Origin of the sequence: Streptomyces hazeniae (assembly GCF_031845485.1) — a bacterium.
GTDB classification, from domain to species: Bacteria; Actinomycetota; Actinomycetes; order Streptomycetales; family Streptomycetaceae; genus Streptomyces; species Streptomyces hazeniae.
The window spans coordinates 64,840-90,824 of the sequence record NZ_JAVREQ010000015.1; the positions used below are offsets into that span (position 1 = coordinate 64,840).

At 74.0% G+C, this 25,985-nt stretch carries 22 protein-coding genes and 1 pseudogene; 10 read left to right on the forward strand and 13 right to left on the reverse strand.

What is annotated here, in order from left to right; all coding sequences use genetic code 11:
- Positions 1–14 precede the first annotated feature (14 nt).
- The gene (locus tag RM572_RS17285; RefSeq protein WP_311674262.1) at positions 15–368 is read right to left on the reverse strand and encodes a hypothetical protein; all 354 of its coding nucleotides are present in this window, start codon (positions 366–368) and stop codon (positions 15–17) included.
- Between the two features lie 224 nt (positions 369–592).
- Between RM572_RS17285 and RM572_RS17290 the strand changes: the two genes are divergently transcribed.
- The gene (locus RM572_RS17290) at positions 593–1,108 is read left to right on the forward strand and encodes a DoxX family protein (protein WP_027763309.1); all 516 of its coding nucleotides are present in this window, start codon (positions 593–595) and stop codon (positions 1,106–1,108) included.
- Positions 1,109–1,164: 56 nt separating this feature from the next.
- Here the strand turns inward: RM572_RS17290 and RM572_RS17295 are convergent, their stop codons facing one another.
- On the reverse strand, positions 1,165–1,398 hold the full coding sequence (locus tag RM572_RS17295; protein WP_311674263.1) for a hypothetical protein: 234 nt from the start codon (positions 1,396–1,398) through the stop codon (positions 1,165–1,167).
- Entirely contained in the window at positions 1,395–2,885 is a 1,491-nt protein-coding gene (locus RM572_RS17300) for a PspC domain-containing protein (protein WP_311674264.1), read from the reverse strand. Before RM572_RS17300 ends, RM572_RS17295 begins: the two co-directional genes overlap by 4 nt.
- A 174-nt stretch (positions 2,886–3,059) precedes the next feature.
- Between RM572_RS17300 and RM572_RS17305 the strand changes: the two genes are divergently transcribed.
- The 5 genes from RM572_RS17305 to RM572_RS17325 all read left to right on the forward strand — a co-directional run bounded on the left by RM572_RS17305 (position 3,060) and on the right by RM572_RS17325 (position 8,320).
- On the forward strand, positions 3,060–4,340 hold the full coding sequence (locus RM572_RS17305) for a PspC domain-containing protein (RefSeq protein WP_311674265.1): 1,281 nt from the start codon (positions 3,060–3,062) through the stop codon (positions 4,338–4,340).
- 71 nt (positions 4,341–4,411) lie between these two features.
- Positions 4,412–5,035, forward strand: coding sequence for a LuxR C-terminal-related transcriptional regulator (locus tag RM572_RS17310; RefSeq protein ID WP_394813631.1), 624 nt, complete (start codon positions 4,412–4,414; stop codon positions 5,033–5,035).
- A gap of 163 nt (positions 5,036–5,198) precedes the next feature.
- Entirely contained in the window at positions 5,199–6,551 is a 1,353-nt protein-coding gene (locus RM572_RS17315) for a glutamate decarboxylase (protein ID WP_311674337.1), read from the forward strand.
- 301 nt (positions 6,552–6,852) lie between these two features.
- Complete coding sequence (locus RM572_RS17320) at positions 6,853–7,632, forward strand: hypothetical protein (RefSeq protein WP_311674266.1); 780 nt, start codon at positions 6,853–6,855, stop codon at positions 7,630–7,632.
- Between the two features lie 4 nt (positions 7,633–7,636).
- Positions 7,637–8,320, forward strand: a complete 684-nt coding sequence (locus RM572_RS17325; RefSeq protein ID WP_311674267.1) for a class F sortase — start codon at positions 7,637–7,639, stop codon at positions 8,318–8,320.
- A 59-nt stretch (positions 8,321–8,379) separates the two neighbouring features.
- On the opposite strand, the gene RM572_RS17330 is transcribed toward RM572_RS17325, so the two are convergent.
- A complete protein-coding gene (locus RM572_RS17330) occupies positions 8,380–8,706 on the reverse strand; it encodes an AzlD domain-containing protein (protein ID WP_027763316.1) in 327 nt (108 codons plus the stop codon).
- On the reverse strand, positions 8,703–9,497 hold the full coding sequence (locus RM572_RS17335; RefSeq protein ID WP_311674268.1) for an AzlC family ABC transporter permease: 795 nt from the start codon (positions 9,495–9,497) through the stop codon (positions 8,703–8,705). Before RM572_RS17335 ends, RM572_RS17330 begins: the two co-directional genes overlap by 4 nt.
- 69 nt (positions 9,498–9,566) lie before the next feature.
- On the opposite strand from RM572_RS17335, the gene RM572_RS17340 reads away from it, so the two are divergent.
- Complete coding sequence (locus RM572_RS17340; protein ID WP_027763317.1) at positions 9,567–10,142, forward strand: helix-turn-helix domain-containing protein; 576 nt, start codon at positions 9,567–9,569, stop codon at positions 10,140–10,142.
- A gap of 10 nt (positions 10,143–10,152) precedes the next feature.
- Here the strand turns inward: RM572_RS17340 and RM572_RS17345 are convergent, their stop codons facing one another.
- Positions 10,153–11,208 (reverse strand): aldo/keto reductase, encoded by a 1,056-nt coding sequence (locus tag RM572_RS17345; RefSeq protein ID WP_311674269.1) that lies wholly within the window; start codon positions 11,206–11,208, stop codon positions 10,153–10,155.
- 110 nt (positions 11,209–11,318) lie between these two features.
- Between RM572_RS17345 and RM572_RS17350 the strand changes: the two genes are divergently transcribed.
- The gene (locus RM572_RS17350) at positions 11,319–11,957 is read left to right on the forward strand and encodes a TetR/AcrR family transcriptional regulator (RefSeq protein WP_311674271.1); all 639 of its coding nucleotides are present in this window, start codon (positions 11,319–11,321) and stop codon (positions 11,955–11,957) included.
- Here the strand turns inward: RM572_RS17350 and RM572_RS17355 are convergent.
- Together RM572_RS17355 and guaA are read right to left on the reverse strand one after the other, a co-directional pair.
- Positions 11,954–12,538, reverse strand: a complete 585-nt coding sequence (locus RM572_RS17355) for a Uma2 family endonuclease (RefSeq protein WP_311674338.1) — start codon at positions 12,536–12,538, stop codon at positions 11,954–11,956. The genes RM572_RS17350 and RM572_RS17355 overlap by 4 nt on opposite strands.
- A gap of 128 nt (positions 12,539–12,666) precedes the next feature.
- Positions 12,667–14,262: a glutamine-hydrolyzing GMP synthase gene (guaA, locus tag RM572_RS17360; protein WP_311674273.1), complete on the reverse strand. Its 1,596-nt coding sequence runs from the start codon at positions 14,260–14,262 to the stop codon at positions 12,667–12,669.
- Between the two features lie 388 nt (positions 14,263–14,650).
- Between guaA and RM572_RS17365 the strand changes: the two genes are divergently transcribed.
- Positions 14,651–14,965 carry a chorismate mutase gene (locus tag RM572_RS17365; protein WP_311674274.1) on the forward strand — a complete coding sequence of 105 codons (315 nt, stop codon included), beginning with the start codon at positions 14,651–14,653 and terminating at the stop codon, positions 14,963–14,965.
- Between the two features lie 1,160 nt (positions 14,966–16,125).
- Complete coding sequence (locus RM572_RS17370; RefSeq protein WP_311674275.1) at positions 16,126–16,794, forward strand: hypothetical protein; 669 nt, start codon at positions 16,126–16,128, stop codon at positions 16,792–16,794.
- 16 nt (positions 16,795–16,810) lie between these two features.
- On the opposite strand, the gene RM572_RS17375 is transcribed toward RM572_RS17370, so the two are convergent.
- The 5 genes and pseudogenes from RM572_RS17375 to RM572_RS17395 form a co-directional block, all read right to left on the reverse strand.
- Complete coding sequence (locus RM572_RS17375; protein WP_311674276.1) at positions 16,811–18,625, reverse strand: GMC family oxidoreductase; 1,815 nt, start codon at positions 18,623–18,625, stop codon at positions 16,811–16,813.
- A 19-nt stretch (positions 18,626–18,644) separates the two neighbouring features.
- Entirely contained in the window at positions 18,645–20,303 is a 1,659-nt protein-coding gene (locus RM572_RS17380) for a succinic semialdehyde dehydrogenase (RefSeq protein ID WP_311674278.1), read from the reverse strand.
- A 336-nt stretch (positions 20,304–20,639) separates the two neighbouring features.
- Entirely contained in the window at positions 20,640–23,351 is a 2,712-nt protein-coding gene (locus RM572_RS17385) for a protein kinase (protein WP_311674279.1), read from the reverse strand.
- Positions 23,352–23,510: 159 nt separating this feature from the next.
- Positions 23,511–25,550 carry a serine/threonine-protein kinase gene (locus RM572_RS17390; RefSeq protein WP_311674280.1) on the reverse strand — a complete coding sequence of 680 codons (2,040 nt, stop codon included), beginning with the start codon at positions 25,548–25,550 and terminating at the stop codon, positions 23,511–23,513.
- A 164-nt stretch (positions 25,551–25,714) separates the two neighbouring features.
- Positions 25,715–25,984 (reverse strand): annotated as a pseudogene (locus RM572_RS17395) (ArsR/SmtB family transcription factor); the annotation flags it as partial.
- Between the last annotated feature and the right edge of the window lies 1 nt (position 25,985).

The window sequence follows — 25,985 nt, forward strand, 5'->3', positions numbered from 1 at the left end:
GCGCGCGCGGCCTGCTACGTCCAGAGCACGGCGATGAACACGTTCGCCGTGGTCAGGGCACCGACGGCGCCGAAGAGCGGTCCCGGGAGCCGCTCCTCGTCCCGCTTGACGTAGACGAGCCCGAGGATCACCACCAGCAGCGCCAGCTTGAGGGCGATCTTCGGATTGTTGACGGTCATGTCGTCCCACTGCTTGAGGCCGATCATCACCATGCCGGTGACCAGCATCAGCAGGGCGCCGTGCAGCATGGCGGGCACCACCCGGGCCTCGCCCGCGGCCATCGCCTTCATCTGGACGAGGAACCCGCCGAGCAGCGCGGCGATCCCCAGAATGTGCAGCCCGACGCATACGTTGATCAGGGTCTCCATGGCCCCGGAGCCTAACGACGCCCCGCCGAGGCGCAGTCGGCGCCCTGTCGAGGGCCCGGGCGGCGCCCGGGCGGCCGGGGGTCCGGCACCCGCGTCTGAACGCCTCCCCTTCCCCTCACGTACTCCGCGGTGGTAGTCCGACGGCAGCAGCGGGCATGACCACAACAGCCGTACCCGGCACCGGCCGGAAGGCGGCGCGGCGGGAAGGCGGGATCGCGATGCCGATGACGACGGACCTGGAACGGGCCGAGGGCCCGACCGGTATACGCGGCGCCCTCGCGCGCTCCGCACTGCTGCCGCTGCGCCTCTTCCTCGGTGGCACGTTCGTCTACGCCGGCCTCGACAAGCTCACCGACCCCGGCTTCCTCTCCGGCACCGGACCCGGCTCGCTGACCGCCATGCTCGAGGGCGTCCGCGAGACGGCCGGCGCGGAGTGGATGGTCGACCTCGCGCTGAAGAGCCCGGAGGGCTTCGGCTACGCGATCGCCTTCGGCGAGATCGCCGTGGGCGCCGGAGCCCTGGTCGGCCTCCTCACCCGCCTCGCGGCGCTCGGCGGCGCGCTGATCTCCCTCTCCTTCTGGCTGACCGTGACCTGGTCGACGGAGCCGTACTACTACGGCAACGACCTGGCATACCTGATGGCCTGGACGCCGCTGCTGCTGGCGGGCGCGGGGCGGCTGTCCCTCGACTCGGCGCTCGCCGGCCGGCGCCGACGCCGGGGCCGCGCCCTCTACGGCTGACGCCCGCCTCGTCGGCCGGGCCCGCGCACCCCGCTGCACGCCCGCGACGGACGTGATCAGTCGGGGGCGGGCGCCCCGGCGCGGCGACGGCGGCGGGTCCGGGCGTGGCGGAGAAGGACGGTGGTCACCGCCAGCACGGCGCCGAGCATCAGCGTGGCGGGCACCATGAGGGCGAGCGGCGCGGGGTGGACGTCGATCACGCCGAGCCCGTCCAGCAGGTACACGACGGCCGCTCCGCACAGCAGAAGCCCCATGGCCAGCCGTGCCGGCTCGAAACGGTGCCGGGTCATCGCGCGCCCTCCTCGCCGGTCCGTGGTCGCTCCGTCCGTTCGACGACGACCTCGCCGACGCCGACGTCCAGGTCGAGTGTCAGCGTGCCCTGCGGCTCCGCGCCGTCCGGCGGCGGCAGCGTACGTGTGGCCGTCACGCCGAGGCCGCCGCCCGTCGCGTCGGCCGGCCCACCGGGGCGGCCGGGCTCCGGCGCGCCGTCCGCGCCGTCGGGGTCGTCGGGGTCGTCGGGGTCGGGGACGGGCGGGGCGGGGGCGGCGGACGCCGGCTCCAGCCGGTAGCCGCCGACCCCGACCTCGATGTCCGCCCGCACCACGACGTCGTCGGGCACCAGCACCCGCAGTTCGCCCGCGCCGAGCCGGGCCCGCGTCCGCAGGCCGTCGCCCTCGCCGGGACGCACCCGGCTCAGGTCGAGCGTCGCGCGACCGGTGCCCTGCTCGTAGTACGGGGCGACGGCGGCCGCCGAGACGGGCACCCAGCGGCGTTCCTCCCATTCGGCGGCGATGTCCTGCGGCAGCAGGGAGGCCGCCGCGAGGGCGAGCCCGGTGACCAGGACCATGAAGAGCGTGCCGCCGCCGACGCGCCCGGTGAAAGCGGTGACGGCCAGCGCGAGGCCGTACACCAGAAGCGCGCAGGAGAGGCCGATGACCAGGCTGTCCGCGAGGAGCCAGCGGCTGCCCAGGGCGATACCGAAGGCCGCCAGGCCGACGACCGAGGCCAGGGCGAAGACCGGCCCGCCGGACGACCGCCGTTCCCGCTGCCGTCGCCGGAAGGCCGCCTTGTCGGCGGCGGTGTACGCGCTCTCGGTGTCCGGTCCCCACAGGTAGCCGCTCTCCCTGGCAGGGGTGCCGTCCTTCGTGAGCGGCTCGCGCCACCACGAGGGCGTGGACGGCACCGGGGGCGCCTGCGTCTCCGGGGGCGCGTCCGCCACGGCATGCGCCGTGGCCGTATCCACGGGTGCCCCCTCCGCGCCCGCCGCCTCCGCCCGGCGCCGCCGCTGCGACCAGTACGCGGCACCACCCACCGCGCCTGCCACCAGCAGGGAGAACGAGGTGTAGCCGGCCCGCAGGGAGGCAAGGAACAGGCCGCAGCCCACCAGGGCGACGAGGATCGCCGACAGCGACGCCCCGTCCACCCGGGCGGACAGCAGGCGACGCAGCTCGTTCTCCCGCTCGCCCTCGGCGGGCACGATGAGCCAGGCGAAGCCGTAGAAGACCAGACCGAGGCCGCCGATCAGCGACAGCACGGCGACCGGCACCCGGAAGACGACCGGGTCGAGGTCGAAGTACCGGCCGAGGCCGCCGCAGACACCGCCGACCACCTTGTGGCGGCTGCTGCGCAGCAGCCGCCCCGGCCGCTCGGGTGCATCGGGCCGGTCCGGCCGCCGCGGAGCGCCCAGTCCGTCCGGGGCCGCCGTGCCGTCCGTCGCCGGCGCCTCCTTGCGCAGGCTCGGGCCCGGCGGGGAGGGCGGCTGCGGATCGTCGTTCATGCGCCCCATGCTCCCCCGCCGCCGCGCCCCGCGGCATCGGGGCCCGACCCGGAGGCGACCCTGAGATCGGCCGGTGCACCGGGGCCGGGCCGGCGCAGGGCCGGGCCCGAACCTCCGGGTCGCCTCAGGGCCGACCCTGATGTCCGGGCGGCCCCCGCGTGTGACCATCGAGGCATGACCTCCGCCGCCCCCTCCGCCCCGGCGCCGCCGCGTCCCGCCCCCGGCGACGACGACGAGCCGCCGCTGCGGAAGCTCTACCGGTCCGCGGAGGGACGGATGCTGGGCGGCGTCGCGCGCGGCCTGGCCGGCCACCTGGCCCTGCCGGTGTCGTGGGTCCGCATCGCGTTCGTCGTGCTCTGCTCGGTGAACGGCCTGGGCGTCGTGCTCTACGCGGCGTTCTGGGTGGTGGTGCCGCTGGGCACGGGAGGCGTCCAGGAGGCGTCCCGCAAGGCGGCCCGCCCGCGCCTGGTCCGGAAGATCGACAAGGGTCCCGTCCTCGCGCTGTGCGTGCTGCTCGCCGCCGTGGTGGTGGTGGGCGATCCGCTGCCGTTCGGCCCGGTGAACGCCTATCTGTGGCCGCTGATCCTCATCACGGTCGGCGTGGTGGTGGTGTGGCGGCAGGCGGACAACGCCCGCCGCTCCCACTGGGCCGAGGTCAGCCGCCGTACCCGCCTGATGCCGTTCGCGCGCAGCGCCGCCGGGGTGCTGCTGGTGCTGGCGGGCGTCACCGGCATCGTCGTGGTCCAGGGCTCGGTCGAGCATCTGGGCCAGGTGCTCCAGGCGTCGCTGGCCGTGGTGGTGGGCATCGCGCTGCTCGCGGGCCCGTACCTGGTGCGGATGATGCAGGACCTCTCCGAAGAGCGGCTGATGCGCATCCGCGCCCAGGAACGGGCCGAAGTCGCCGCGCACGTCCACGACTCGGTGCTCCACACCCTCACCCTCATCCAGCGGAACGCCGACGACCCGCGCGAGGTCGCCCGCCTGGCGCGCGCGCAGGAGCGCGAGTTGCGGGTGTGGCTCTACAAGCCGCAGGGCAACGGCAAGGACGAGTCCGACGAGCCGGACACCGTCGCCGAGGCGGTGAAGGCCACGGCCGCCGAGGTGGAGGACGACCACGGGGTGCCGGTCGAGGTGGTCTGCGTCGGCGACTGCGCCCTGGACGAGCGGCTGGGCGCCCAGGTCCAGGCGGCGCGGGAGGCCATGGTCAACGCCGCCAAGTACGGTGGCGAGGGCGGCGCCGTCCAGGTCTTCGCGGAGGTCGAGGGCCGTACGGTCTTCGTGTCCGTACGCGACCGCGGCCCGGGCTTCGACCTGGACGCGGTGCCGGCCGACCGGATGGGCGTCCGCGAGTCGATCATCGGCCGGATGGAACGCAACGGCGGCACGGCCCGCATCCGCCCCGCCGCGGGCGGCGGCACGGAGGTGGAGCTGGAGATGGAGAGGGCGGAAGCGTGAGCGAGCAGCAGACCACGGCACCCACGACGGAGGGCCGTCGCGCGCGCGTCGTGCTCGTCGACGACCACCGGATGTTCCGGGCGGGCGTGCAGGCGGAGATCGGCCGCACCGAGGCGACCGGGGTGGAGGTCGTCGGCGAGGCCGGCGACGTCGACCAGGCGATGACGGTCATCCAGGCCACCCGGCCGGACGTCGTCCTGCTGGACGTGCACCTGCCGGGCGGCGGCGGGGTGGAGGTGCTGCGGCGCAGCACCTCGCTGATGGGCGCGGCCGAGCAGCCCGTGCGGTTCCTCGCGCTGTCCGTCTCCGACGCCGCCGAGGACGTCATCGGCGTCATCCGAGGCGGCGCGCGCGGCTACGTCACCAAGACCATCACCGGCGCCGACCTGGTCGACGCGGTGTTCCGGGTCGCCGACGGCGACGCCGTCTTCTCCCCGCGCCTGGCGGGTTTCGTGCTGGACGCCTTCGCCTCCACCGACGCGCCGCCGGTCGACGAGGACCTGGACCGGCTCACCCAGCGCGAGCGCGAGGTGCTGCGGCTGATCGCGCGCGGCTACGCGTACAAGGAGATCGCCAAGCAGCTCTTCATCTCCGTCAAGACCGTCGAGTCGCACGTCTCCGCGGTGCTGCGCAAGCTCCAGCTCTCCAACCGCCACGAACTCACCCGCTGGGCCACCGCCCGCCGCCTGGTCTGACGCCCCCGTCCTCTCCGCCGGCCGGCGCGGGCGAGCGGCCTGCCGTCCGCCGAACGGGTCAGGCCGGGGAGCGGCCCGGGAGGGCCCGGCCTAGCGTGGAGGGGTGAGCGGGTCACGGGAGTCTGCGCGGGAGGGCCGGCGGGACGTGCTCGCGGTGAGCCCGATGTTCGCCGCCGAGCCGCCGGTGGTGCCGCGGGACGCGCTGCCCGCCGGGGAGATGGACCCGGAGCTGGCGTACCGGATCGTGCGGGACGAGCTGATGCTGGACGGGAACGCCCGGCTCAACCTCGCCACGTTCGTGACGACGTGGATGGAGCCGCAGGCCGACCGGCTGATGGCGGACTGCTTCGACAAGAACATGATCGACAAGGACGAGTACCCGCGCACCGCCGCCCTGGAGGAGCGGTGCGTGCGGATGCTCGCCGAACTGTGGCACGCACCGGAGCCGGGGGACGCGCCCGGCTGTTCGACGACCGGGTCGAGCGAGGCGTGCATGCTGGCCGGGCTCGCGCTGAAGCGCCGCTGGCAGCAGGCCCGTCGCGCCGCGGGGCTGCCCGCGGACCGCCCCAACCTGGTGATGGGCTCGAACGTCCAGGTGTGCTGGGAGAAGTTCGCGGCCTACTGGGACGTGGAGGCGCGTCTGGTGCCGATGGAGGGCGACGTCTACCACCTCACGCCCGACCGGGCCGTGGAGCGGTGCGACGAGAACACCATCGGCGTGGTGGCCGTGCTCGGATCGACGTACGACGGCTCGTACGAGCCCGTCGCGGACATCTGCACCGCGCTGGACGCGCTCCGGGACCGGGACGGTCTCGACATCCCCGTGCACGTGGACGGCGCCTCCGGCGCGATGATCGCGCCGTTCTGCGACCCGGACCTGCGGTGGGACTTCCGGCTGCCGCGCGTCGCGTCCGTCAACACCTCCGGTCACAAGTACGGGCTGGTCTATCCGGGCGTGGGCTGGGTCGTCTGGCGGGACCGGGACGGGCTCCCCGAGGACCTGGTGTTCCGGGTGAATTACCTGGGCGGCGACATGCCGACGTTCGCGCTCAACTTCTCCCGGCCGGGGGCCCAGGTCGCCGCGCAGTACTACACGTTCCTGCGGCTGGGCTTCGACGGGTACCGGCGGGTCCAGGGCTACTGCCGCGAGGTCGCCCGGGGGCTGGCCGACCGGATCGCCGCGCTGGGCCCCTTCGAACTGATCACGCACGGAGACCAACTACCCGTCTTCGCCTGCACGCTGCGGCCGGAAGCCACCGGCTACTCGGTCTTCGACGTCGCCGCCCACCTGCGGGAACGCGGCTGGCTGGTGCCCGCGTACACGTTCCCGGAGAACCGTGAGGACATCCAGGCGCTGCGGTTCGTGGTCCGGAACGGCATGACGCACGACCTGGCGGACCTGCTGGCCGGCGACCTGGACCGGTCGCTGCACGAACTCCGCCGTCAGGCCACGCCGTTGCGCGGCGCGGACTCCGCCTCGTTCGACCACGGCGCCCGCAGGCCGCACCGCCGCTGACGCCCCGCGGCCGGACAGGGGGCGAGGGGCGTCGAGCCCGGAGCCGGCCCGGGGAGTCCGGCGTCGTGCGACGCATCGTCCAGAGAATGCAGCGCCCCTCGCCGTCGTGAACTGCGCCGACGATGCGCACGACCCGCGTGCCGGGAAATTCCCGAACGGGGACCAATCCGCCCCCTGGGTCGTGGCGAATGAGGGGCACAGGTCGCCCTTCCACGGCCCGGTGGGACGTCGTGAGGGACCCGCCGGCTGCGAGCCGAGGAAGGGCGGCCGCCACACACGGCCCGACGGAAGGTGATCACCCGTGATACTCAGCCGCACCACCCGCATCGCCGTACTCGCCGCACTCCCAGCGGCCCTGACGCTCGGCGTCGCGGGCCCGGCCTCCGCCGCAGACGGCGACGCCCACCAGATCGACCTGAAGCAGCTCAGCGACTCCGGCGCCACCGGCACCGCGTTCCTCAGCGTCGAGGGCAACGAGCTGACCGTGAAGGTCGAGGCCGAGGGCATGACCCCGAACGCGCCGCACGCGCAGCACCTGCACGGCTCCACCGAGGGCAAGGACTTCGCCTGCCCCACTCCGGACGCCGACAAGAACGGCGACGGCATCGTCTCCACCCCGGAGGGCATCCCCTCCTACGGCGACATCATGATCTCGCTGACCACCAAGGGCGACACGTCCATGGACAGCGGTCTGGCCGTGGACCGGATGCCGAAGGCCGACGGCGACGGCAACCTGTCCTACGAGCGCACCATCGAGGTGTCGGACGACGTCGCCGAGCACATCAAGGACCTGCACCTCGTGCAGCACGGCATCGACGTCAACGACAACGGCAAGTACGACGCCGACGCCGGCAAGAGCGAACTCGACCCCAAGCTGCCGCTCGAGGCCACGGCCCCGGCGAACTGCGGCATGGTCAAGGGCGCCGCAATCGGCTCCATGCCGGTCGGCGGCGTGGAGACCGGCGGTGAGGGCACCGGTGGCATCGAGTCCCCCGGCCTGATCGCAGCCGGTGGCGTCGGCCTGGTGGGCGCGGCCGGTGCGCTGGTGATGATGCGCCGTCGGACACGCCTCGACGGCTGAGCCGATGACCGGCACGACGCGTACGCGCGGCTTCGTCGTGGCCGCGGTGGTCTTCGCCGCCGTGGCCGCGACGCTGCTCGTCCTGGGACTGTCCCGGCAGGAGCCGGAGCCGCCTCCGCCGCCCTCCCGGTCCCAGTCCGAACGTGACGTCCCCGCGCCCTCGGACGCGCCGTCCGGCGGTGGGAAGGAAGAGGGCGAGGACGGTGGCGAGGAGGCCCGCGGGCCGGTGCTGCCGGAGTCCGAGCCGGTCCGGATCTCGATCCCGTCGATCGACGTCTCCTCCCCGCTGGTCGACCTGGGACGGCAGAGCAACGGCGCGATGGAGACCCCGCAGGACCACGAGAAGGCCGGCTGGTACACGCCCGGTCCGACGCCCGGCGAACGGGGACCGGCGGTGATCGCCGGACATGTGACGTGGGACGGCGAGCAGTCGGTGTTCTTCGCACTCGGCAAGCTGGGCGCGGGCGACCGGGTGGACGTGCTCCGCGAGGACGGACGAAAGGCGACGTTCGAGGTCGAGCGCGTGGAGCGGTACCCGAAGAACGACTTCCCGACCCTCGAGGTGTACCGGAATCTCGACCACGCCGGCCTCCGTCTGATCACCTGCGGCGGAGCGTACGACGAGGAGGAGCGCTCCTACAGCGACAACGTGGTGGTCTTCGCCTCCCTGGCCGACGGCGCCGCGTAGCCACCCCGCACGGCATCCTGCCCGCGCGCCGCAGCAGGCGGTGCGCGGGCAGGCGGCGTTCAGGGGACGCCGAGCAGGCGCAGGCCCGCCGCCGTGGCCGCGGCCGCGAGGACCACGACCAGGAACGGCGCCCGGCGCCAGGCCAGCACGCCGCCGACGGCCACCCCCGCGGGCCGTGCCCACCCCGCGAACTCGTGTCCCTCCAGCAGGGCCGCCGTCGCGACCAGCGCGGCCAGCAGCACCACCGCCGAGGTGCCCATCAGCCGCTCCACCCGCGGCGAGAGTTCGACCCGCGCGCGCAGCACGGGCCCGGCGAGGCGGAACGCGAACGTGCCCGCGCCGAGTACGAACGCGGCGACCACCAGGGTCATGGACGTGTCGCTCATCGCACCGTCTCCTTCGAGGTCCGTGCCGTCCCGGCCGCGTCGTCGTCCTCGTCGTCCTGGTCGTCCTGGTCGTCCTCGTCACCCTCGTCACTCGGGTCACCGCCGCCCCGAGCACCGCCGCGCAGGGACACGAGCACCCCGAGCAGCGCCAGCAGCACCGGCAGTCCGGCCTGCAGGAACGGCGCCGTGGCCAGCGCGATCGCCACGCCCACCAGGACCGCCCGCAGGGTCGGCCGGTCCTTCAGCGAGGGCAGCACCAGCGCGAGCAGCACCGCGGGGAACGCGGCGTCGAGCCCGAAGGCGTCGGTGTCCGTGACCACCGTGCCGCCGAACGCCCCCGCCAGCACGCCCACGTTCCAGCAGACGAACAGTCCGACGCCGCACGTCCAGTACGCGGCCCGCCGCCGCTCGGGCTCCTTCTGCCCCAGCGCGAACGCCACCGTCTCGTCGATCATCAGGTGACTGCCGACCAGGCGCCGCAGCCACCCGTCGCCCAGCACGTCGCCGACCGCGAAGCCGAACGGCACGTGGCGGGCGTTGACGAGCAGACCGGCGACCACGGCGGCGATCGGGTTGCCGCCCGAGGCCACCAGCCCCACGAACAGGAACTGGGCCGCGCCCGCGAACACCACCAGGGACAGCAGCATCGGCAGCCACACGGGAAGCCCCGCGCTCACCGTGATGGCACCGAAGGACAGGCCGACGAAGCCGTCGGCGACACAGATCAACCCGATGTCGCGCGCCAGCCGCCGGTCGAGCTCGGAGAGAGAGTTCCGCCATATCGAACGCACGACGTCTAGAATGAACACACGAACGGCGGTACGTCAAACCGAACGATCGACCCCTGGAGCGAACGACCCATGTCCCGGAACGACCAGCAGCCCACCGGCGGTGCGCCGCTCGCCGTCATCGCCGGCTCCCTGCAGCGGGAACGCCGCCGCGCCGGGCTCTCCCTCGCCGAGACCGCCCGCCGCGCCGGCATCGCCAAGTCCACGCTCTCCCAACTGGAGTCCGCCACCGGCAATCCCAGCATCGAGACACTGTGGGCACTGAGCGTCACCCTGAACGTGCCGTTCGCCCGCCTGGTCGACCCGCCGCGCCCGAACGTCCAGCTCATCCGCGCCGGCGAGGGGCCCGCGCTCTCCTCCGAGCAGGCCGACTACGTCGCCACGCTGCTGTCCTCCTGCCCCCCGCACGCCCGCCGCGACGTCTACCGCATCTGCCACCAGCCCGGCGCGCCGCGCGCCTCCGACCCGCACATGCCCGGCACGGTCGAGCACGTCGTCCTCAGCACAGGACGCGCCCTCGTCGGCATCGCCGACGAGCCCCACGAACTCGCACCCGGCGACTACACCGCCTACCCGGGCGACGTCCCCCACCTCTTCGAGGCCCTCGAACCCGACACCACCGCGGTCCTCATCTCCGAACACGTCTAGAGCGCCACGTCTAGAGCGCCACGCCGGCCCCCGCGACCAGCGGCGGGTCGAGGCGGGCGAAGCCCTCCTGCCGCCGGTAGGGGAAGTACGGGTACGGCGCCTCCTTCTCGCTCGCCGCGTCCAGGAGCGCGGCGTGCTCCGGCTCCAGCGACCATCCGACGGCGCCGAGGTTCTGGCGCAGCTGCTCCTCGTTGCGCGCACCGACGAGGACGGAGGCGACCGTCGGGCGCTGCAGCAACCAGGCGATCGCGATCTGAGGGACCGTACGGCCGGTGCGCGCGGCGACCTCGTCGAGAGCGTCGACGACGCGGAAGAGGTGCGCGTCCTCGACAGGCGGCGCGAAGGAGGCCGTGTCGTGCAGCCGGCTGCCCGGCGGCAGCGGCTTCCCCCGGCGGACCTTCCCGGTCAGCCGACCCCAGGCGAGCGGACTCCACACGATCGCCCCCACCCCCTGGTCGGCACCCAGGGGCATGAGTTCCCACTCGTAGTCCCGTCCGGCCAGCGAGTAGTAGACCTGGTGCCCGACGTAGCGGGGGCGGGCGTCGCGCTCCGCGGCGGCGAGCGACTTCATCAGCTGCCAGCCGGAGAAGTTGGAGGCCCCCACGTAGCGGACCTTCCCGGCCCGCACCAGGTCGTCCAGCGTGGCGAGCACCTCCTCGACCGGCGTGCCCGCATCGAAGGCGTGCATCTGGAAGAGGTCGAGGTGGTCGGTTCCCAGCCGCCGGAGCGCGTCCTCGCAAGCCCTGATCAGACGCGAGCGGGAGGAGCCCGCCTCGGCGGGACCGTCTCCGGTCGGGAGGCTGGTCTTGGTGGAGATCAGCACCTCGTCCCGCCGCCCCTTGATCGCCTGGCCGAGCACCTCCTCCGAAGCGCCGTCGGAGTAGACGTCTGCGGTGTCGAAGAGCGTCACGCCGGCGTCGAGGCAGATGCCCACCAGCCGGCGCGCCTGCCGCGCGTCCGTCGTGCCCCACGCCCCGAAGAGCGGGCCCCGGCCGCCGAACGTCCCGGCACCGAAGCTCAGCGCAGGCACCTTCAGCCCCGACGCACCCAGCGACCTGTACTCCATGACGACCCCTCTCCTCGCCCCTCTTCACAACTAACGGGATTGTGATCCCATTAATGGCTCCGGGCTTAGAGTAACAGTCGTCCTACCATTAAAGGAACCGGAGTACCGTTATGGCCGCCGATGCTGGAGCCCCGGGGACCGTCCGCCCGGGCGGACGCACCGCTCAGGTCAGGGCAGCGGTGCTGCGGGCGGCGGGAGACCTGCTGTCCGAGTCCGGCTTCGCCGGCCTGGACCTCGCCGACGTCGCGCGCCGGGCGGACGTGGGGCGCACGACCGTGTACCGGCGCTGGGGAACGCCCACCGGCCTGGTGGCCGACCTGCTGCGGGACATGGCGGAGCAGTCACTCCCCCGTACCGAGACGGGTTCGCTCCGAGGCGATCTGCGGGAGAACGCCCTGCTGGTGCAGCGCACGCTGTCGGACCCGCGCCAGGGGCCCCTCTTCCGCGCGGTGATCGCGGCCGCGGCGTGCGATCGGCGCACCTCGGCGGCGCTGCACCGCTTCTACGCGACCCGGATCGCGGAGTGGGCGCCGTGCGTGGTGGCGGCCGTCGCTCGCGGCGAGGCTCCGGAGGGCACCGACCCCGCAGAAGTGATCCGCGCCGTCTCCGCACCCCTGTACTACCGGATGCTCGCCTCCGGGGACCCGGTGGACGAGGCCGCCGCCGTCCGCGCCGCCGAAGCCGCTGCGGCGGCCGCCCGCGCAGGCGCCTACGCGGACCCGACCGGGGAGGGCCAGGACAGGCCCTAGAGGCGGTCGATCTCCGTGAGGTCGATGTCGATCGTGAACGGCACCGACAGCTTGAGCTGGTCGTGGTGGATGCCGGTCGGAACGTAGGCGCGCGTCGCCGGATCCAGTTCGTAGACGTAGACCACCGGGCGACGCCCCTCGCCCTTCTCCACCCGCCAGAAGTGGGGGATGCCCGCCTCGGCGTACAGCTGCGGCTTCCGCTTGCGGTCCCGCTCCTCGGAGTCCGGAGACACGATCTCCACCGCCAGGACCACGTCCTCCGGCACGTGACCCGTTTCCTCGGCCTCCGCGGTGACCGCCTCGGCGCGGACGACCGTGATGTCGGGCTCCGGGCGGTTGCGCCTGCCCAGCACGACGGACATCTCGCGACAGAAGGCCAGTTCCGGTGGGGCCGTCCGGCGCAGGCCCGACTCGAACAGGTACATCGCGAGCGTGCGGAAGTACTTCTGCGGGCTCACGAAGACGAGGCTCCCGTCGATCAGCTCGGTGTGCGGCGGGAGGTCGGGGATTCGGTCGAGGTCGTCCGCGGTGAACCCCCCAGGGGGCGGGTAGGCCCACGAAGGCAGCGGTTCGGCGGTCATGGTTCCTCCCATGGACGGGATTCTCGGCCGTACGCCTCAGAGTAGCGGCGGAAACGCCCGCGCCACCGCTCGAACGAGTGAGCGGTGGCGCGACGGTTTGACCGGGGAGAGGGCGGGCGGCGGCCCGGTCACTCCCACTCGATGGTGCCCGGGGGCTTGCTGGTGACGTCGAGGACGACGCGGTTGACGTCGCGGACCTCGTTCGTGATGCGGGTGGAGATGCGGCCCAGCACGTCGTACGGGAGGCGGGACCAGTCGGCGGTCATCGCGTCCTCGGAGGAGACGGGCCGCAGCACGACCGGGTGACCGTAGGTGCGGCCGTCGCCCTGGACGCCGACGGAGCGGACGTCGGCGAGCAGCACGACCGGGCACTGCCAGATCTCGCGGTCCAGGCCGGCGGCGGTCAGCTCCTCGCGGGCGATGGCGTCGGCGGCGCGCAGGACGTCCAGGCGCTCGCGGGTGACCTCGCCGACGATGCGGATGCCCAGGCCGGGGCCGGGGAACGGCTGGCGCTGGACGATCTCCTCCGGCAGCCCGAGCTCCTGGCCGACCATCCGGACCTCGTCCTTGAACAGCTTCCGCAGCGGCTCGACCAGCTCGAACTCCAGGTCCTCGGGGAGCCCGCCCACGTTGTGGTGGGACTTGATGTTGGCGGTGCCGGTGCCGCCGCCGGACTCGACGACGTCCGGGTAGAGCGTGCCCTGGACGAGGAACGCGTATTCTCCCGCGGCCCCGCTCTGCCCGCCGGCCTCCGCGACGAGTTCGGCCTGGGCCTGTTCGAAGACGCGGATGAACTCGCGGCCGATGATCTTCCGCTTCTGTTCCGGGTCGGAGACCCCGGCGAGCGCGCCGAGGAAGCGGTCGGCGGCGTCGACGACCTTGAGCTGGACGCCGGTGGCCGCGACGAAGTCCTTCTCCACCTGCTCGGTCTCACCCTGGCGCATCAGGCCGTGGTCGACGTAGACGCAGGTGAGCTGCGAGCCGATGGCCTTCTGCACGAGCGCCGCGGCGACGGCGGAGTCGACGCCGCCGGAGAGTCCGCACAGGGCGCGCTTGCTGCCGACCTGTGTCCGGATGGCCTCGACCTGCTCGTCGACGATGCTGCTGGTCGTCCAGGACGGGGTCAGGCCCGCGCCCCGGTAGAGGAAGTGCTCCAGCACCTGCTGGCCGTGCGTGGAGTGCATCACCTCGGGGTGGTACTGCACGCCGTAGAGCTGCCGCTCGTCGTTCTCGAACGCGGCCACCGGCACCATGTCGGTGGACGCGGTGACCGCGAAGCCCTCCGGCGCGGCGGAGCAGGCGTCGCCGTGCGACATCCACACCTGCTGCTCGTCCGGGGTGCCCTCGAAGAGGGTCGAGCCGGACCGGGAGACGTGCAGGTCGGTGCGCCCGTACTCGCGGCTGCCGGTGTTGTCGACGGTGCCGCCGAGCGCCTGCGCCATCAGCTGGAAGCCGTAGCACATGCCGAAGACGGGGACGCCCGCCTCGAAGAGCGCGCGGTCCAGGGAGGGTGCGCCCTCGGCGTAGACGGAGGAGGGGCCGCCGGAGAGGATGATCGCCTTCGGGTCCTTGGCGAGCATCTCCGCCACCGGCATGGTGGACGGGACGACCTCGCTGTAGACCCGGGCCTCGCGCACCCGGCGGGCGATGAGCTGGGCGTACTGCGCGCCGAAGTCGACGACCAGCACGGTGTCCGGGGCGGCGGTCTGGGCGGTGTCGCGCACGGGTGGCCTTTCGGCGGTGGAGCGGGGGTGTGCGGCCCAGTCTAGCGGGGTGGGGACGCGCCCCCGGCCGCCCCGGTGCGGGCCCCGGCGCCGCTCGTACGCGCCCTGCCGTCGCCCCCGGGCATCCCGCAGAGTGAGACGTCCGGTGGGCACGACGCGGGGCGGTGGCATACTGGGGCGCATGCACACGCACACGACCTTCTGGTTTACCTATGGCACCGGCCCGTCCGGCTGCCAAGGTCGCCGCGTGAGCTGATACGCGAACCTGTAGGCGCCCCGGGCCGGCCACGGCCCGGGGCGCCTCGCGTTTCCCGTCCCGGGCCGTGGCGGACGGGGCTCCTCCCCCCGACCGATCCGGGCGCGGGCCCGGAGCGAGGAGCCACCTCGGATGAGCACGACCACCGCCACGACGGCGACCACCACGACCAGGGCGACCGGCACCGCGCACGGGACCGAGCCGCCCGCCGGGGAGATCGACGACGGTCGGCGCCGCATCGACGCCCTGGACGAACAGATCATCGCCCTGGTACGCGAACGGATGACGGTCTCGGCCGGCATCCAGCGCGCGCGCATCGCCTCCGGCGGTCGCCGCGTCCACCTCGCCCGCGAGATGGAGATCCTCGCCCGCTACCGCGACGAACTGGGCAGGCCCGGCACGACCATGGCGATGACACTGCTCGAACTCAGCCGCGGACGCGCCTGATCGCACCGTCCGCTCCCGGCCCGGCGTACACACCGCGCCCCGCGACTCACCCGTACGGTGCGTGACCGGCCCGCGCGGGCTTCGTTGGGCCGGGTGTCCTTGTGCCGACTGGGCCCGGCGGCAGAGGGGCGGTGCCACCGGAGCGATGAGACGCCCGTGCACCCCTGCGGGGGAACGCGCGTCGTGGGACCTCGCTCCGGTGACGTGACCGGACAGCAGGGGACAGCAGCCCGGTCGCGATCCCCCTGCTGCGGCAGGGGTGAAGCGGTCGGTCCCGGGGACGCCCTGGGCCGACCGCTCCGCGGACGACGCTCCGCACACGCCGGTCCGAGAAGCCGGCGGCGCCTCCCCCTCCCCGGCGCCGCCTCCGGCGTCGGCGCCGCCCTGACGCCGGCGCACACCCCAGGGCCCCGCGACAACGGCCACCCCACCCCCCGGCCGTCGCCGCGGGGCCCTGGCAGCTCCCGGCCGGGCGGCCGGCGCGCCGCGGCGGAGGGGGCCGCATCCCGTCGAAGGGGACGACGGCGACGTGACATGAATCACAGGAGAATGCACGGGATCGAGGGCAACCGTCCCGAGTCTCCCGTAATGCCGGGTGCCCGCTCGCACGCACGACGGACCGGGTGCGTCAGGCGGGCTGACAGGGGCGTCAGCGGCCCTTACCGTACTGCGCACCGGGACGAGCCGGGCGCCTCCTCGCGCCGCGCCCAACTCCCTTCCACGAACGGGACGAGGACATCATGCAGTTGCGCCGCGTGCTCCTGTCCGCCGTCGCAACCTGCGTTCTCGCGTGCCTCGCAATGACGGCACCGGCCGGGTCCGCGACGGCCGACGCCACACCCACGGGGGACGGTTCGCCCACCCGGTCCGCCACGGCCGGACCGCCCGGCACGCGCACGACGTCCCCGACGCCCACTCCGTCGCGGAGCACCACGGCGCCGGAGCCGGATACCCCGACGGAGACGCCCCCGGCCTCCCCCGACGCGACGACGACGCCCAGCGTGCCGCCCACACCGCCGAGTTCGAGCCCTCCGCCCAGCGGCCCCTTCCCGAGCGGAAGCGCCACCCCGAGCGGAAGCCCTACCCCGAGCGGAAGCCGAGAGCCGAGCCGGAGCCCCGGCGCGGACGCCGACGAGGACCTGCCCGGCGGGGTCTGCGACGTGGCGGACTTCGACGTGAGCGTGTCGGGGCTCCCCGCCGTCGTGCGCGCGGGCTCCACCACCGAGCCGTTCACGGTGACCCTCGACAACACCGAGGGCGCCGACGCGACCCGGGTGCAGTTCGGCCTGGCCGTCGCCTTCCGCGACGGTCTGTACGCGAGCGACTGGCTCGCCGCCCAACGCCACGTCGTCGTCCAGTACTTCGACTGGGGCGCCGGCACCTGGCAGGACGCCTCGTCCGGAGGCGGCGTGTACGCGTACACGGACGTCGAGGCGGGCCACACCTACGAGATGCGGCTGCGCCTTCGCCTCGCGCCGGACACTCCTCCCGGTGCGGCCGGCGCCCTGGCGTTCAGCACCCGCTGGGTCTCGGACGGTCCACCCGGCAGCCCGCTCTGCCGGCAGGACGACGAGTGGTACCGCTTCGAGATCACCTCCACGCACGCGGCCGCCACCACCGCGGAGGTACGTCCGCAGGGCGGCCGTGCCCCGGCCGTGCTGCGCCCGGCGTCCCGTACGGACGCGGGCACGGAGGCCGCCCTCCCCGACGGCGCGCTGGCGGAGACCGGCGCCGGACAGGGTCTCCCGCTGGTCGCCCTGGCGAGCCTGACGGCCGTCGCCCTCGGGGCCACCGCACTCCGCCTCGCCGCCCGCCGCCGCCGGCTCTGAGGGGGTGGACGGGCGGTCAGGTCCCGTCCGCAGGTGCGGACTTCGGTGGAACGGAGGGGACCGGGAGCAGCGGCAGCCGGAGCGCGCCGAAGGCGTCCTCGGGCACGGCGGGGGCGGACGGCTGCACCGGCGCCAGCCGCACGTAGTCCGTGCCCTGTTCGGGACGTGGGTCGGCGTCACCGTTGTTCGGCCAGAGCGACATGGCGCGCTCGGCCTGCGCCGTGATGGTCAGCGACGGGTTGACGCCCAGGTTCGCGGAGACGGCGGCGCCGTCGACGACGGAGATGCCGGGGTGGCCGTACAGGCGGTGGTAGGGGTCGATGACGCCGCTGTCGGCGTCCGCGCCGATGGGGCAGCCGCCGAGAAAGTGCGCGGTGAGCGGAGTTCCCATGACCTCGCCGATGTTGCTGCCGGGGAAGCCGTTGATCTCGTCGGCCAGTCGCCGGGCGGCCTCCGCGCCCTCCGGGATGAAGAGCGGGTTGGGCGCGCCGTGGCCCTGCCGGGCGGTGAGCAGGCCCTTGCCCGGGCCCTTCGTCTTCCGGTACGTGGTCAGCGAGTTGTCCAGGGTCTGCATGACCAGGCCGATGATGATGCGCTCGGACCACTTCCACTTGGACAGCAGGCGCAGTGTCTGCACCGGGTGCCGCAGGTGGGTGACCACGTGCGCGAGGGCGCGCGGCAGGCGGGTGCCGTGCCGCACCTGGAGGGTGGTGAGGGCGCCCATCGCGTTGGAGCCCTTGCCGTAGCGGACCGGCTCGATGTGGGTGTTCTCGTTCGGGTGGACGGAGGAGGTGATGGCGACACCGCGGGTGAAGTCGAGCTTCGCCTCCTTGCCGTACTTCTTCCGGTAGCGGCGGCCCGCGGTCTGCGCGCCGACGAGGGCCTCGGAGTTGGTGCGGGTCAACTCACCCAGCCGCTGCGACAGATGGGGCAGGGCTCCGGTGTCGCGCATGCGGTGCAGCAGCGTCTGCGTGCCGTAGGTGCCGGCCGCGATCACCACCCGGCGGGCGCGCAGCACGGTGGGCTTCGCCTTCCGCCGGTCCGTGGGCACGGTGCCCACCTCGAAGCCGCCGTTCCCGTCCTCCCGCAGTTCGGTGACGGTGGTCATCGGGTGGATGACGGCCCCGGCCTTCTCGGCGAGGTGCAGGTAGTTCTCGTTGAGGGTGTTCTTGGCGCCGTGCCGGCAGCCGGTCATGCACTCGCCGCACTCGTTGCAGGCACGGCGGTCGGGTCCGGCACCGCCGAAGTACGGGTCCGGGACCACGGTTCCGGCGTCCGCGCGCACGGAGCCGTCGGCGTCCTCGCCGTCGCCGAAGAAGACCCCGACCGGCGCCAGGTGGAAGCTGTCGCCGCAGCCCATCTTCTCGGCCGCCGCCTTCAGGTGGACGTCGGACGGCGTCATCGTCGGGTTGAGACGGACGCCGAGCATGCGCTGCGCCTGGTCGTAGTACGGCTTCAGCTCCTCCTGCCAGTCGGTGATCGCGCCCCACTGGCGGTCCTGGAAGAACGCGGGCGGTGGCACGTAGAGGGTGTTGGCGTAGTTGAGGGAACCGCCGCCGACCCCGGCGCCGGCCAGGATCATCACGTTGTCCATCAGGTGGATGCGCTGGATCCCGTACAGGCCGAGGGCCGGGGCCCACAGGTAGTTCTTCACGTCCCAGGAGTTCTTCGGCAGGCTCTCCCGGGTGAAGCGGCGGCCCGCCTCCAGGACGCCCACCGCGTAGCCCTTCTCGGTGAGCCGGAGCGCGGAGACCGAACCGCCGAAGCCGGAGCCGACGACGAGGACGTCGTAGTCGTACGCATGCTGGGGAGCTGGCTGGGAGGCTGACACTGGGCACGTCTCCTTCGGGTCAGCGGAAGCGGAGCAGTTTGAGGGCCTTCAGGGACACGTTCATGAACGCGGCGTACGAGGCGTCGCTCATCCCCATCGACGGCGCCATCGGCAGCACGCGCTGGTGGGCGACGGTCTGCGGCTCGGTGAACTTGAGGATGCCCTCGGAGCCGTGGCGCCGCCCGATGCCGGACTCCCCCATGCCTCCCATGGGGGCCTGCACGCTGCCGTACGCGGGCGCGTAGCCCTCGTTGACATTGACGGTGCCGGTGCGCAGCCGGGCGGCCACGCGGCGGGCGCGGCGCCCGTCACGGCTCCAGACGCTGGAGTTCAGGCCGTACGGGGTGGCGTTGGCGCGGCGGACGGCCTCGTCCTCGTCGGAGACGCGGTAGACGGAGACCACCGGGCCGAAGGTCTCCTGGGTGCACAGCGTCATCGACGGCTCCACTCCGTCGAGCACGGTCGGTTCGAAGAACAGCGGGCCGACGTCGGGGCGGGCGCGGCCGCCGGTCAGCACGGTGGCGCCCTTGGCGACGGCCTCCCCGACGTGTTCGGTGACCAGCTCGAACTGCCGCTGCGAGACCAGCGAGCCCATCTCGGCGCCGAACGCGAGGTGCCGGCCGAGCCGTACGGCCTTCGTGCGGGCGACGAACTTCTCCAGGAAGGCGTCCGCGACGGACTCGTGGACGTAGAGCCGTTCGACGGAGATGCACAGCTGGCCCGCGGAGGAGAAGGCGGCACGGACGGCGCCCTCGGCGGCCTTGTCGAGGTCGGCGTCCTCCAGCACCAGCATGGCGTTCTTGCCGCCGAGTTCGAGGGAGCAGCCGATCAGCCGGGCGGCCGCGTTCTGCGCGACCTCGCGGCCGGTGCGGGTGGAGCCGGTGAACGACACGTAGTCGGCCTGGGCGACGACGACCGGCCCGACGACCGGGCCGTCACCGATCACCATCTGCCACACCTCGGGCGGCAGCCCCGCCTCGACCAGCAGCTCCCGCGCCCACAGGGCGGTCAGTGCGGTCTCGGTGTCCGGCTTCATGACGAGCGCGTTGCCGGAGACGAGGGCCGGGAGGGCGTCGCCGACGGACAGTTCCAGCGGGTAGTTCCACGGCGCGATCTGGCCGACGACGCCGCGGGGGTGGCGGTGCTCGGTGACCTTGGTGAGCACCGGGATGGCGCCGGTGTGGCCCTTCGGCCGCAGGTACGCCGGAGCCTTGCGGCCGTAGTGGCGGGCCGCGACGGCGACGGCGAGCACCTCCTCGTGCGCGTGCAGCCGCACCTTGCCGGTCTCCAGCTGGATCAGGTCCAGCACCTCGTCCTGGCGGGCGAGGAGGAGATCGTGGAAGCGCAGCAGGACGGCCGCGCGCTCCCGTACGCTGCGGGCCGCCCACGCCGTCTGGGCGGCGCGCGCCCGCTCGAAGGCGGTGAGCACGTCGTCGGGTGTGGACTCCGGCAGCCGAGCGAGCACCTCGCCGGTGAGCGGGCAGTGGTTCACGGTGCGCTGGGAGCCGACGACGGCGCGGGTGAGGCGTGCGACGACGTCGGGCGTGACGACGTCGGCGGCAGTCCGCCCGCTCGCGTCCCCGTCCGGCGCCTCGGCGACCGGATTGCCGCGGTCCGGTTCGGCCGGGGCGGGGTCGGCGGCGGGGGGCGGGCTGACCGTGTCCTGCGAGTCCGTCATGCGCGCAGAGTACGGTCGCGGGTGTCACGTGTATACCCGTCGGTAACCGTCTTCACCGGAGCTTTACCATCACGCCAGTGGACACTGGCGCGGTCTCGCCGCCGCGACGGAGAGCGGCCGGATACGGGGGTGCCGCCCGCCCCGGGCCCGGACGCCGCCGGGCCGGCGCACGCCGTCGCGACCGAGGAACCGGGAGTGGCGGACGCGGGGCGACCAACGGCCGTCGGCCCTCGTACGGGCCTCCGCATGCCGGCACTCGGACCAGACGCGGGTCGAGGACCGCCGGCCGGCGGACGGGGCGCCCGGGCGCCGAGGCGCGCAGAGGTCCCGGAGGGGCTACCGCAGGACGCGGTAGGTGTCGGCGGCGCCCTCGAACCAGCGGTCGACCGCGTCACGCTCGTCGTCCGGGCCGATGACCAGCACCAGGTGGTACCGGCCGTCGAGGATCATCGCCCGGTTCCGCACGTAGACGTCGCGCCCGCTGGCGTCCTGCCAGGTGTACGTACCCTCGGCCATCGCCGTGTCGCCCACGTCGATGCGCCGCAGACCAGAGGCCGACGACCAGTCGGAGGTGCGGAACGGCTCCAGCTCGCGCTCGCCGTCGCTCTGGTACGCCATCGGGTCGCTGCCGAACTTCTCCGTCGAGTCACGGCCCTTGACGACCACCATCTCGAACTCGCCGCTGTCGAACCGCACCTGGCCGCGCCCGTTCGGGGCGTTGCGGTCCCAGCCCTCGGGCACCGCGATGCGGAAACCCGTCGGATCCTCGTGCAGGCGGAAGCCGTCCGCGGGGGCGGCCGGTTCGGAGGTCTGCGGCGCGGTCTCCCCCGACGGCTCCCGCTCGTCGTCCTGCTGCCCCGCCGTCTCCTCGGGCGCCGGCCCGCCGGACGCGGGCGGCGCCTCGGGCTGCTCCAGCGAGCTGCGGCGGCTGCCGTCGTCCACGGTGTCCTGCTTCGGCATGAACCACATCGCGTACAGCACGGCCGCAGTGAGCAGCAACAGCACGCCCCCGAGGAGCAGCCGGCCCAGGCTCTTCGGGCTGCTGCCCGTGCCGCCGGCCCTCGGCGCCCGGGCGGGGCGCGGCGGGCGCGGCTCCTGCGGCTGCCGCGGCGCGGGTTCGGGACGCGCCGCGCGTTGGGGAGCGGGGCGCGGCGCGGCCGGCGCGTGGCGCTGCGTACGCCGCGCGCCGCCGCGCGGTCCGCGGCCGGTGCGCCTCCTGCGGACCAGTTCGCCGCGGCGCCGCTTGACGGGCAGCCGGCGCGGGTCGGAGGGGCGGCCGGGCTCCAGGGACGGCGGCGCGGTGAGCGTGTAGCGGCCGACGTCCGGCTCCGGTGCGGAGCGGATCAGCGACCGCAGCCAGCCGCGCAGCACCTCGAAGTCGGGCCGCTCGGTGGGGTCCTGGCGCATCAGTGACTCGACGACCGGACGCAGCGGGCCGCATTCCTCGGCGAACGCGGGCGGTTCGGCGCACACCATCTGCACCAGTTCGGCGACGTCGTCCTCCGGGTAGGGCGCGTGGCCCTGGACGGCGCGGAAGAGCAGAACGCCGAGGGCCCACAGGTCGGCCGACGGGCCGACGGGCGGTGCAAGGCGCCAGTTCTCGTGGACCGGTCCGGCTTGTTCGGGCGCCCAGCGTTCGGTCGTCGCACCGACCATCGTCATCCGCGCCTGGCGGGCCCGTTCGGCGGCGAGCGAGGTGGTGGGGCCGCGGTGGCGTTCGGCGTGCTCCGTCCCGGCGGCCGCCTCCTCGTCGCCCGGGGCGTCCGGCACGGGGTCCCGCTGCTCGGGCGCCCACGGTGTCGGCACGGAACGGCCGGGGATCCGGCGCGGGCCGGGCAGCGCGGCCGGACCGTGCGGGTCCGTACCGTGCGCCTCCGGGCCCCGGTCGGCCGGGGCGTACGGGCTGCCGTGCGGGCCGTACGGGTCATACGGGTCGTGCGGTCCGCTGCCGGGATCGTCCGCCGAGGGCCCGGAGTCCTTGGTCCACCAGTCGGCGCCCCGGCGCTGCTGCGCCTCGGCGGCGACCCGGGCGGTGGCCGCCTGCGCGCCGGCCCGGTAGGCCGCGATGGCCCCGCGCCGGGCGGCACGGGCGGCGGGCCCGCCGCCGGAGTCGGCGCCCTCGAACCCGAAGATCCCCTCCCGGCCGGGCACCGGCACCGCGTCCGCCGAGCCGTCCCCGGTCTCCGCCGTGCCCGGCGCATCCGGGCCGGCGAACGTCGCGGGCAGCGACCCTTGCTGGTGCTGCTCCTGCTCCTGGTGCTGGTGCTGGTGCGCGGCGAGGGCGTGCGGCGCGTCGCGGTGGAAGCCCGCGGGAAGGGGACTCTGCGCCGCGCTGGGAAGACCCGGCACGGCGCGGGCCGGCGCGGCGGCGTCCGCTGCGGCCGGGCGGCCGGGCTGGGCGGCGGGCGGTATCCCGCCGCGCGGTTCGGCGGTGGTGCGCGACGGGTCGGGGAGCGGGTCGTGGCCGCACAGCGCCTCCTCCGCCGCCCCGGCGGCCAGGCCGGTGAGGACGGCGCGCCCGTCGTCGCAGACCAGCACCGTGCGGGCGGTGACGTTGCGGTGCACCCACCCGTGGGCGTGCACCGTGCGCAGCGCGGCGAGCACGTCGGCGGCGATCTCGGCCGCCCGGTGGGCGGCGAGCGGACGGGCGGCGATCAGCTCGGACAGCGGCCGTGCGGGCAGGAGTTCACTGATCACCCACAGCGCGTCGCCCTCCACGAAGGCGTCGAAAACCTGGTCCAGCCGTGGATGGTCGGGTATGCGGGACGCGGCGAGGGCCGCCTCGACGGCGCGGCGCACCGCCCGGTCGGAGGGCTGCCGGGTCGCCCCCGCACTCCCCCCGTTCGCGCCCGCCCGGCCGGGAGGCGCGTCGTCCAGGAACTCGGCCTCGACGACTTCGGGCAGCAGGACCCGGCGGGCCAGCACCTCCTGGCCGCTGGCCGTGTCGTACGCCGGGGTGCCGGCCGGTTCGGCGAAGTCGTCGGCCACGTACGGCAGTCGGTAGCGTCCGGCGAGGAGCCGTCCCGCGTACTCCACGTCGTCGTCCACAGCGCCTCCCCACCGTGCCGAGCAGAGCCTGTCGAAACCGTTCGGCTTCCGTCGTGTTGCGGATGCGTACGGTCCACGACCTCTCACGATACGTGCTGTCGCGGCGTCACGCCGCCGCCCGCGCACGGATCGTGACGTCTGTACCGGACCGGACGGACCTCAGCGCGGCCGGAAGGTCTCGAAGGCGGTCTCGCGCAGGGTGGTGCAGGCCTCGCCGTCCCACGCGTCGGCCTTGCAGGTCACCAGAATGGCGTGGCCCTGGCCGTCGTCCACCTTGAAACCCCGGTTGATCACCCGTACCCGTTCGCCGCCCTCGGTGCGCTCGAAGACCCAGTCCGCGACGGTCGGGTAGTCGCGCCACTCGACCTCTTCCATGCTCACGCGCTTGTAGTCGGTGCTCTGACTGCGGGTCGCCCCCTCGAGCCCCTGCCAGGCCGCCAGCGCGTCGTCGCCGGGGCTGCCCGTGTAGTCGACCTGTATGCGCGGGTAACCGCCGTCCGCCGGACGGTACTTGGCGCCCGAACCGCGGCCCGCCGTGCCGTACATCTCGAAGCCCTCGGGCATCGCCACGGAGAAGTGGAAGCCGGAGTTCTCCACGGTGGTGTATCCCTCGGGGAGGCCGCCGCCGTCCTGGTCCGCGCCGTCGTCGCCGCCCTCGCCGTCGTCCTGCTCGTCGTCACCGCTCGGTGTGGGGTCCGGCGCCGGCTTGTCGCCGCCCTCGCCCGTGCCGGAGGTGCCGTTCTCGGCGCTCTCGTCCTTCTTACCGGGGTCCTTGCCGGCGCTGTTGCCGCCGTCGCCGGTGCCCGAACCGCTGCCGCTGCCGCCGTCGTCGCCGTTGGCGATCACCGCGCCGATGATCACCAGTACGGTCACGAGGACGCCGGCCACGATCAGGGCCCGCTTGCCGCCGGGGCTCTTGAGCGTGGCGAGCAGGTCGCCCCCGGAGCGTGCGGGAGCGGGGCCTCCGGCCCGGCTCGCGACCGATCCGGTGGCGTCGCCCGGGCCGGAGGCGTGGGCCGGGCCGGAGGCGTGGGCCGCGACGACGCCCCCGCCGGACTTCTCGTCCGTGCCGTCCTTCTTCTCCGGGGTGGTCGCGCCCTCGTCCGCCGCTCCCGTCGAGGCGGAGCCCGACGCCGCGTCGGCCGCGGCGGCGGCGCGTACGGACTTCCAAGCGCCGCGCAGCCGCTCGCCGGAACGCGTACTGCCGCCGCGGGGCGCGCTGCGCCCGCCGGTGGTGCCGCTCGACCACGGCGACGCGGCGGAGCCCTTCGCGTCCTCGCCGGTCTTCCCGTCGCCGGTGTCCCCGTCCTCGGGAGCGGGCGGCAGCATGACCGCGCGGGTGGCGTCGGGCACCTCGGGCACGGCGGCGGCGCCGGACGCCACGGCGTCCAGCAGGGTGTACGCGCCGTCGACGTCCAGCCGCTTCTCAGGGTCCTTCTCCAGCAACCCGTAGAGCACGTCGGTGAGTTCGCCGGCCTTCGTCGGCGGCGGCACGGGCTCGGTCATCACCGCGGTGAGCGTGGAGAGCGCGGAGCCCTTGTCGTAGGGCGGGCGCCCCTCGACCGCCGCGTACAGCAGTCCACCCAGGGACCACAGATCGGCGGGCGGACCCGGCGGCTTGCCGCGGGCGCGTTCGGGCGAGATGTAGGAGGGGGCGCCGACGAGCATGCCGGTCGAGGTGATGGAGGGGTCGCCCTCGACCTTGGCGATGCCGAAGTCGGTGAGCACGACGCGGTCGGTGCCCTCCTCCATCAGCACGTTGGACGGCTTCACGTCGCGGTGCAGGATGCCCTCGCGGTGTGCGGCGCGCAGCACGTCGAGGACCGCGAGACCCACCTCGGCCGCCCGGCGCGGGGTCAGCGGGCCCTCCTTGCGGATGCGGTCGGCCAGCGAGCCGCCCTCGACCAGCTCCATGACGATCCACGGGCGGTCGTCCTCGTCCACGACGTCGAACACGGTGACGGCGCTGCCGCTGCGGATGCGGGCGATGGCCTTCGCCTCGCGCCGGGTGCGGGTGATGAGGCGCTGCTTCTCGTCCTCGTCCACGCTCGACGGGAACCGCAGTTCCTTCACCGCGACCGTGCGGCCCAGGGTTTCGTCCGTGCCGCGCCACACCGTTCCCATGCCGCCGCGGCCCAGCACACCCTCGAGCCGGTAACGACCGCCGACGAGGCGGCCCTCCTCAACGTCCTGGCCCATGAAACCCCTTGCTTCCCCTCAAGCGGCCGACTCCTCGGCGGATACCCATTGTGGCCTACCTCAAGGGACCGCGTGCACGCGGGCAGGTGCTCAACGGGCCCCCGCGCGGCGGGCACACGACCGTCCGCACGTCGTGCCCTCCGCCCCGGCGGGCACCGGGGCGGCTACCGCAGCACGCCCTCCAGGAAGTCCGCGCCCAGGCGCACCACGACCCGCAGGTCGAGCTGGTGCAGCACGTACCGGCCGCGGCGGCGCGTGGTCATCAGGCCGACCTTGCGCATCTGCGTCAGATGCCGCGACACCTCCGGCGCGCTGATGCCCATCGACTCGGCCAACTCCCCCGTCGTGTACGGCGCGCGGGCGAGGAAGCGGGCGAGCCGCATCCTCGCGGGGTGGGCGAGCACCTCGAGCCGCTGCTGGACGAGGCGCACGGAC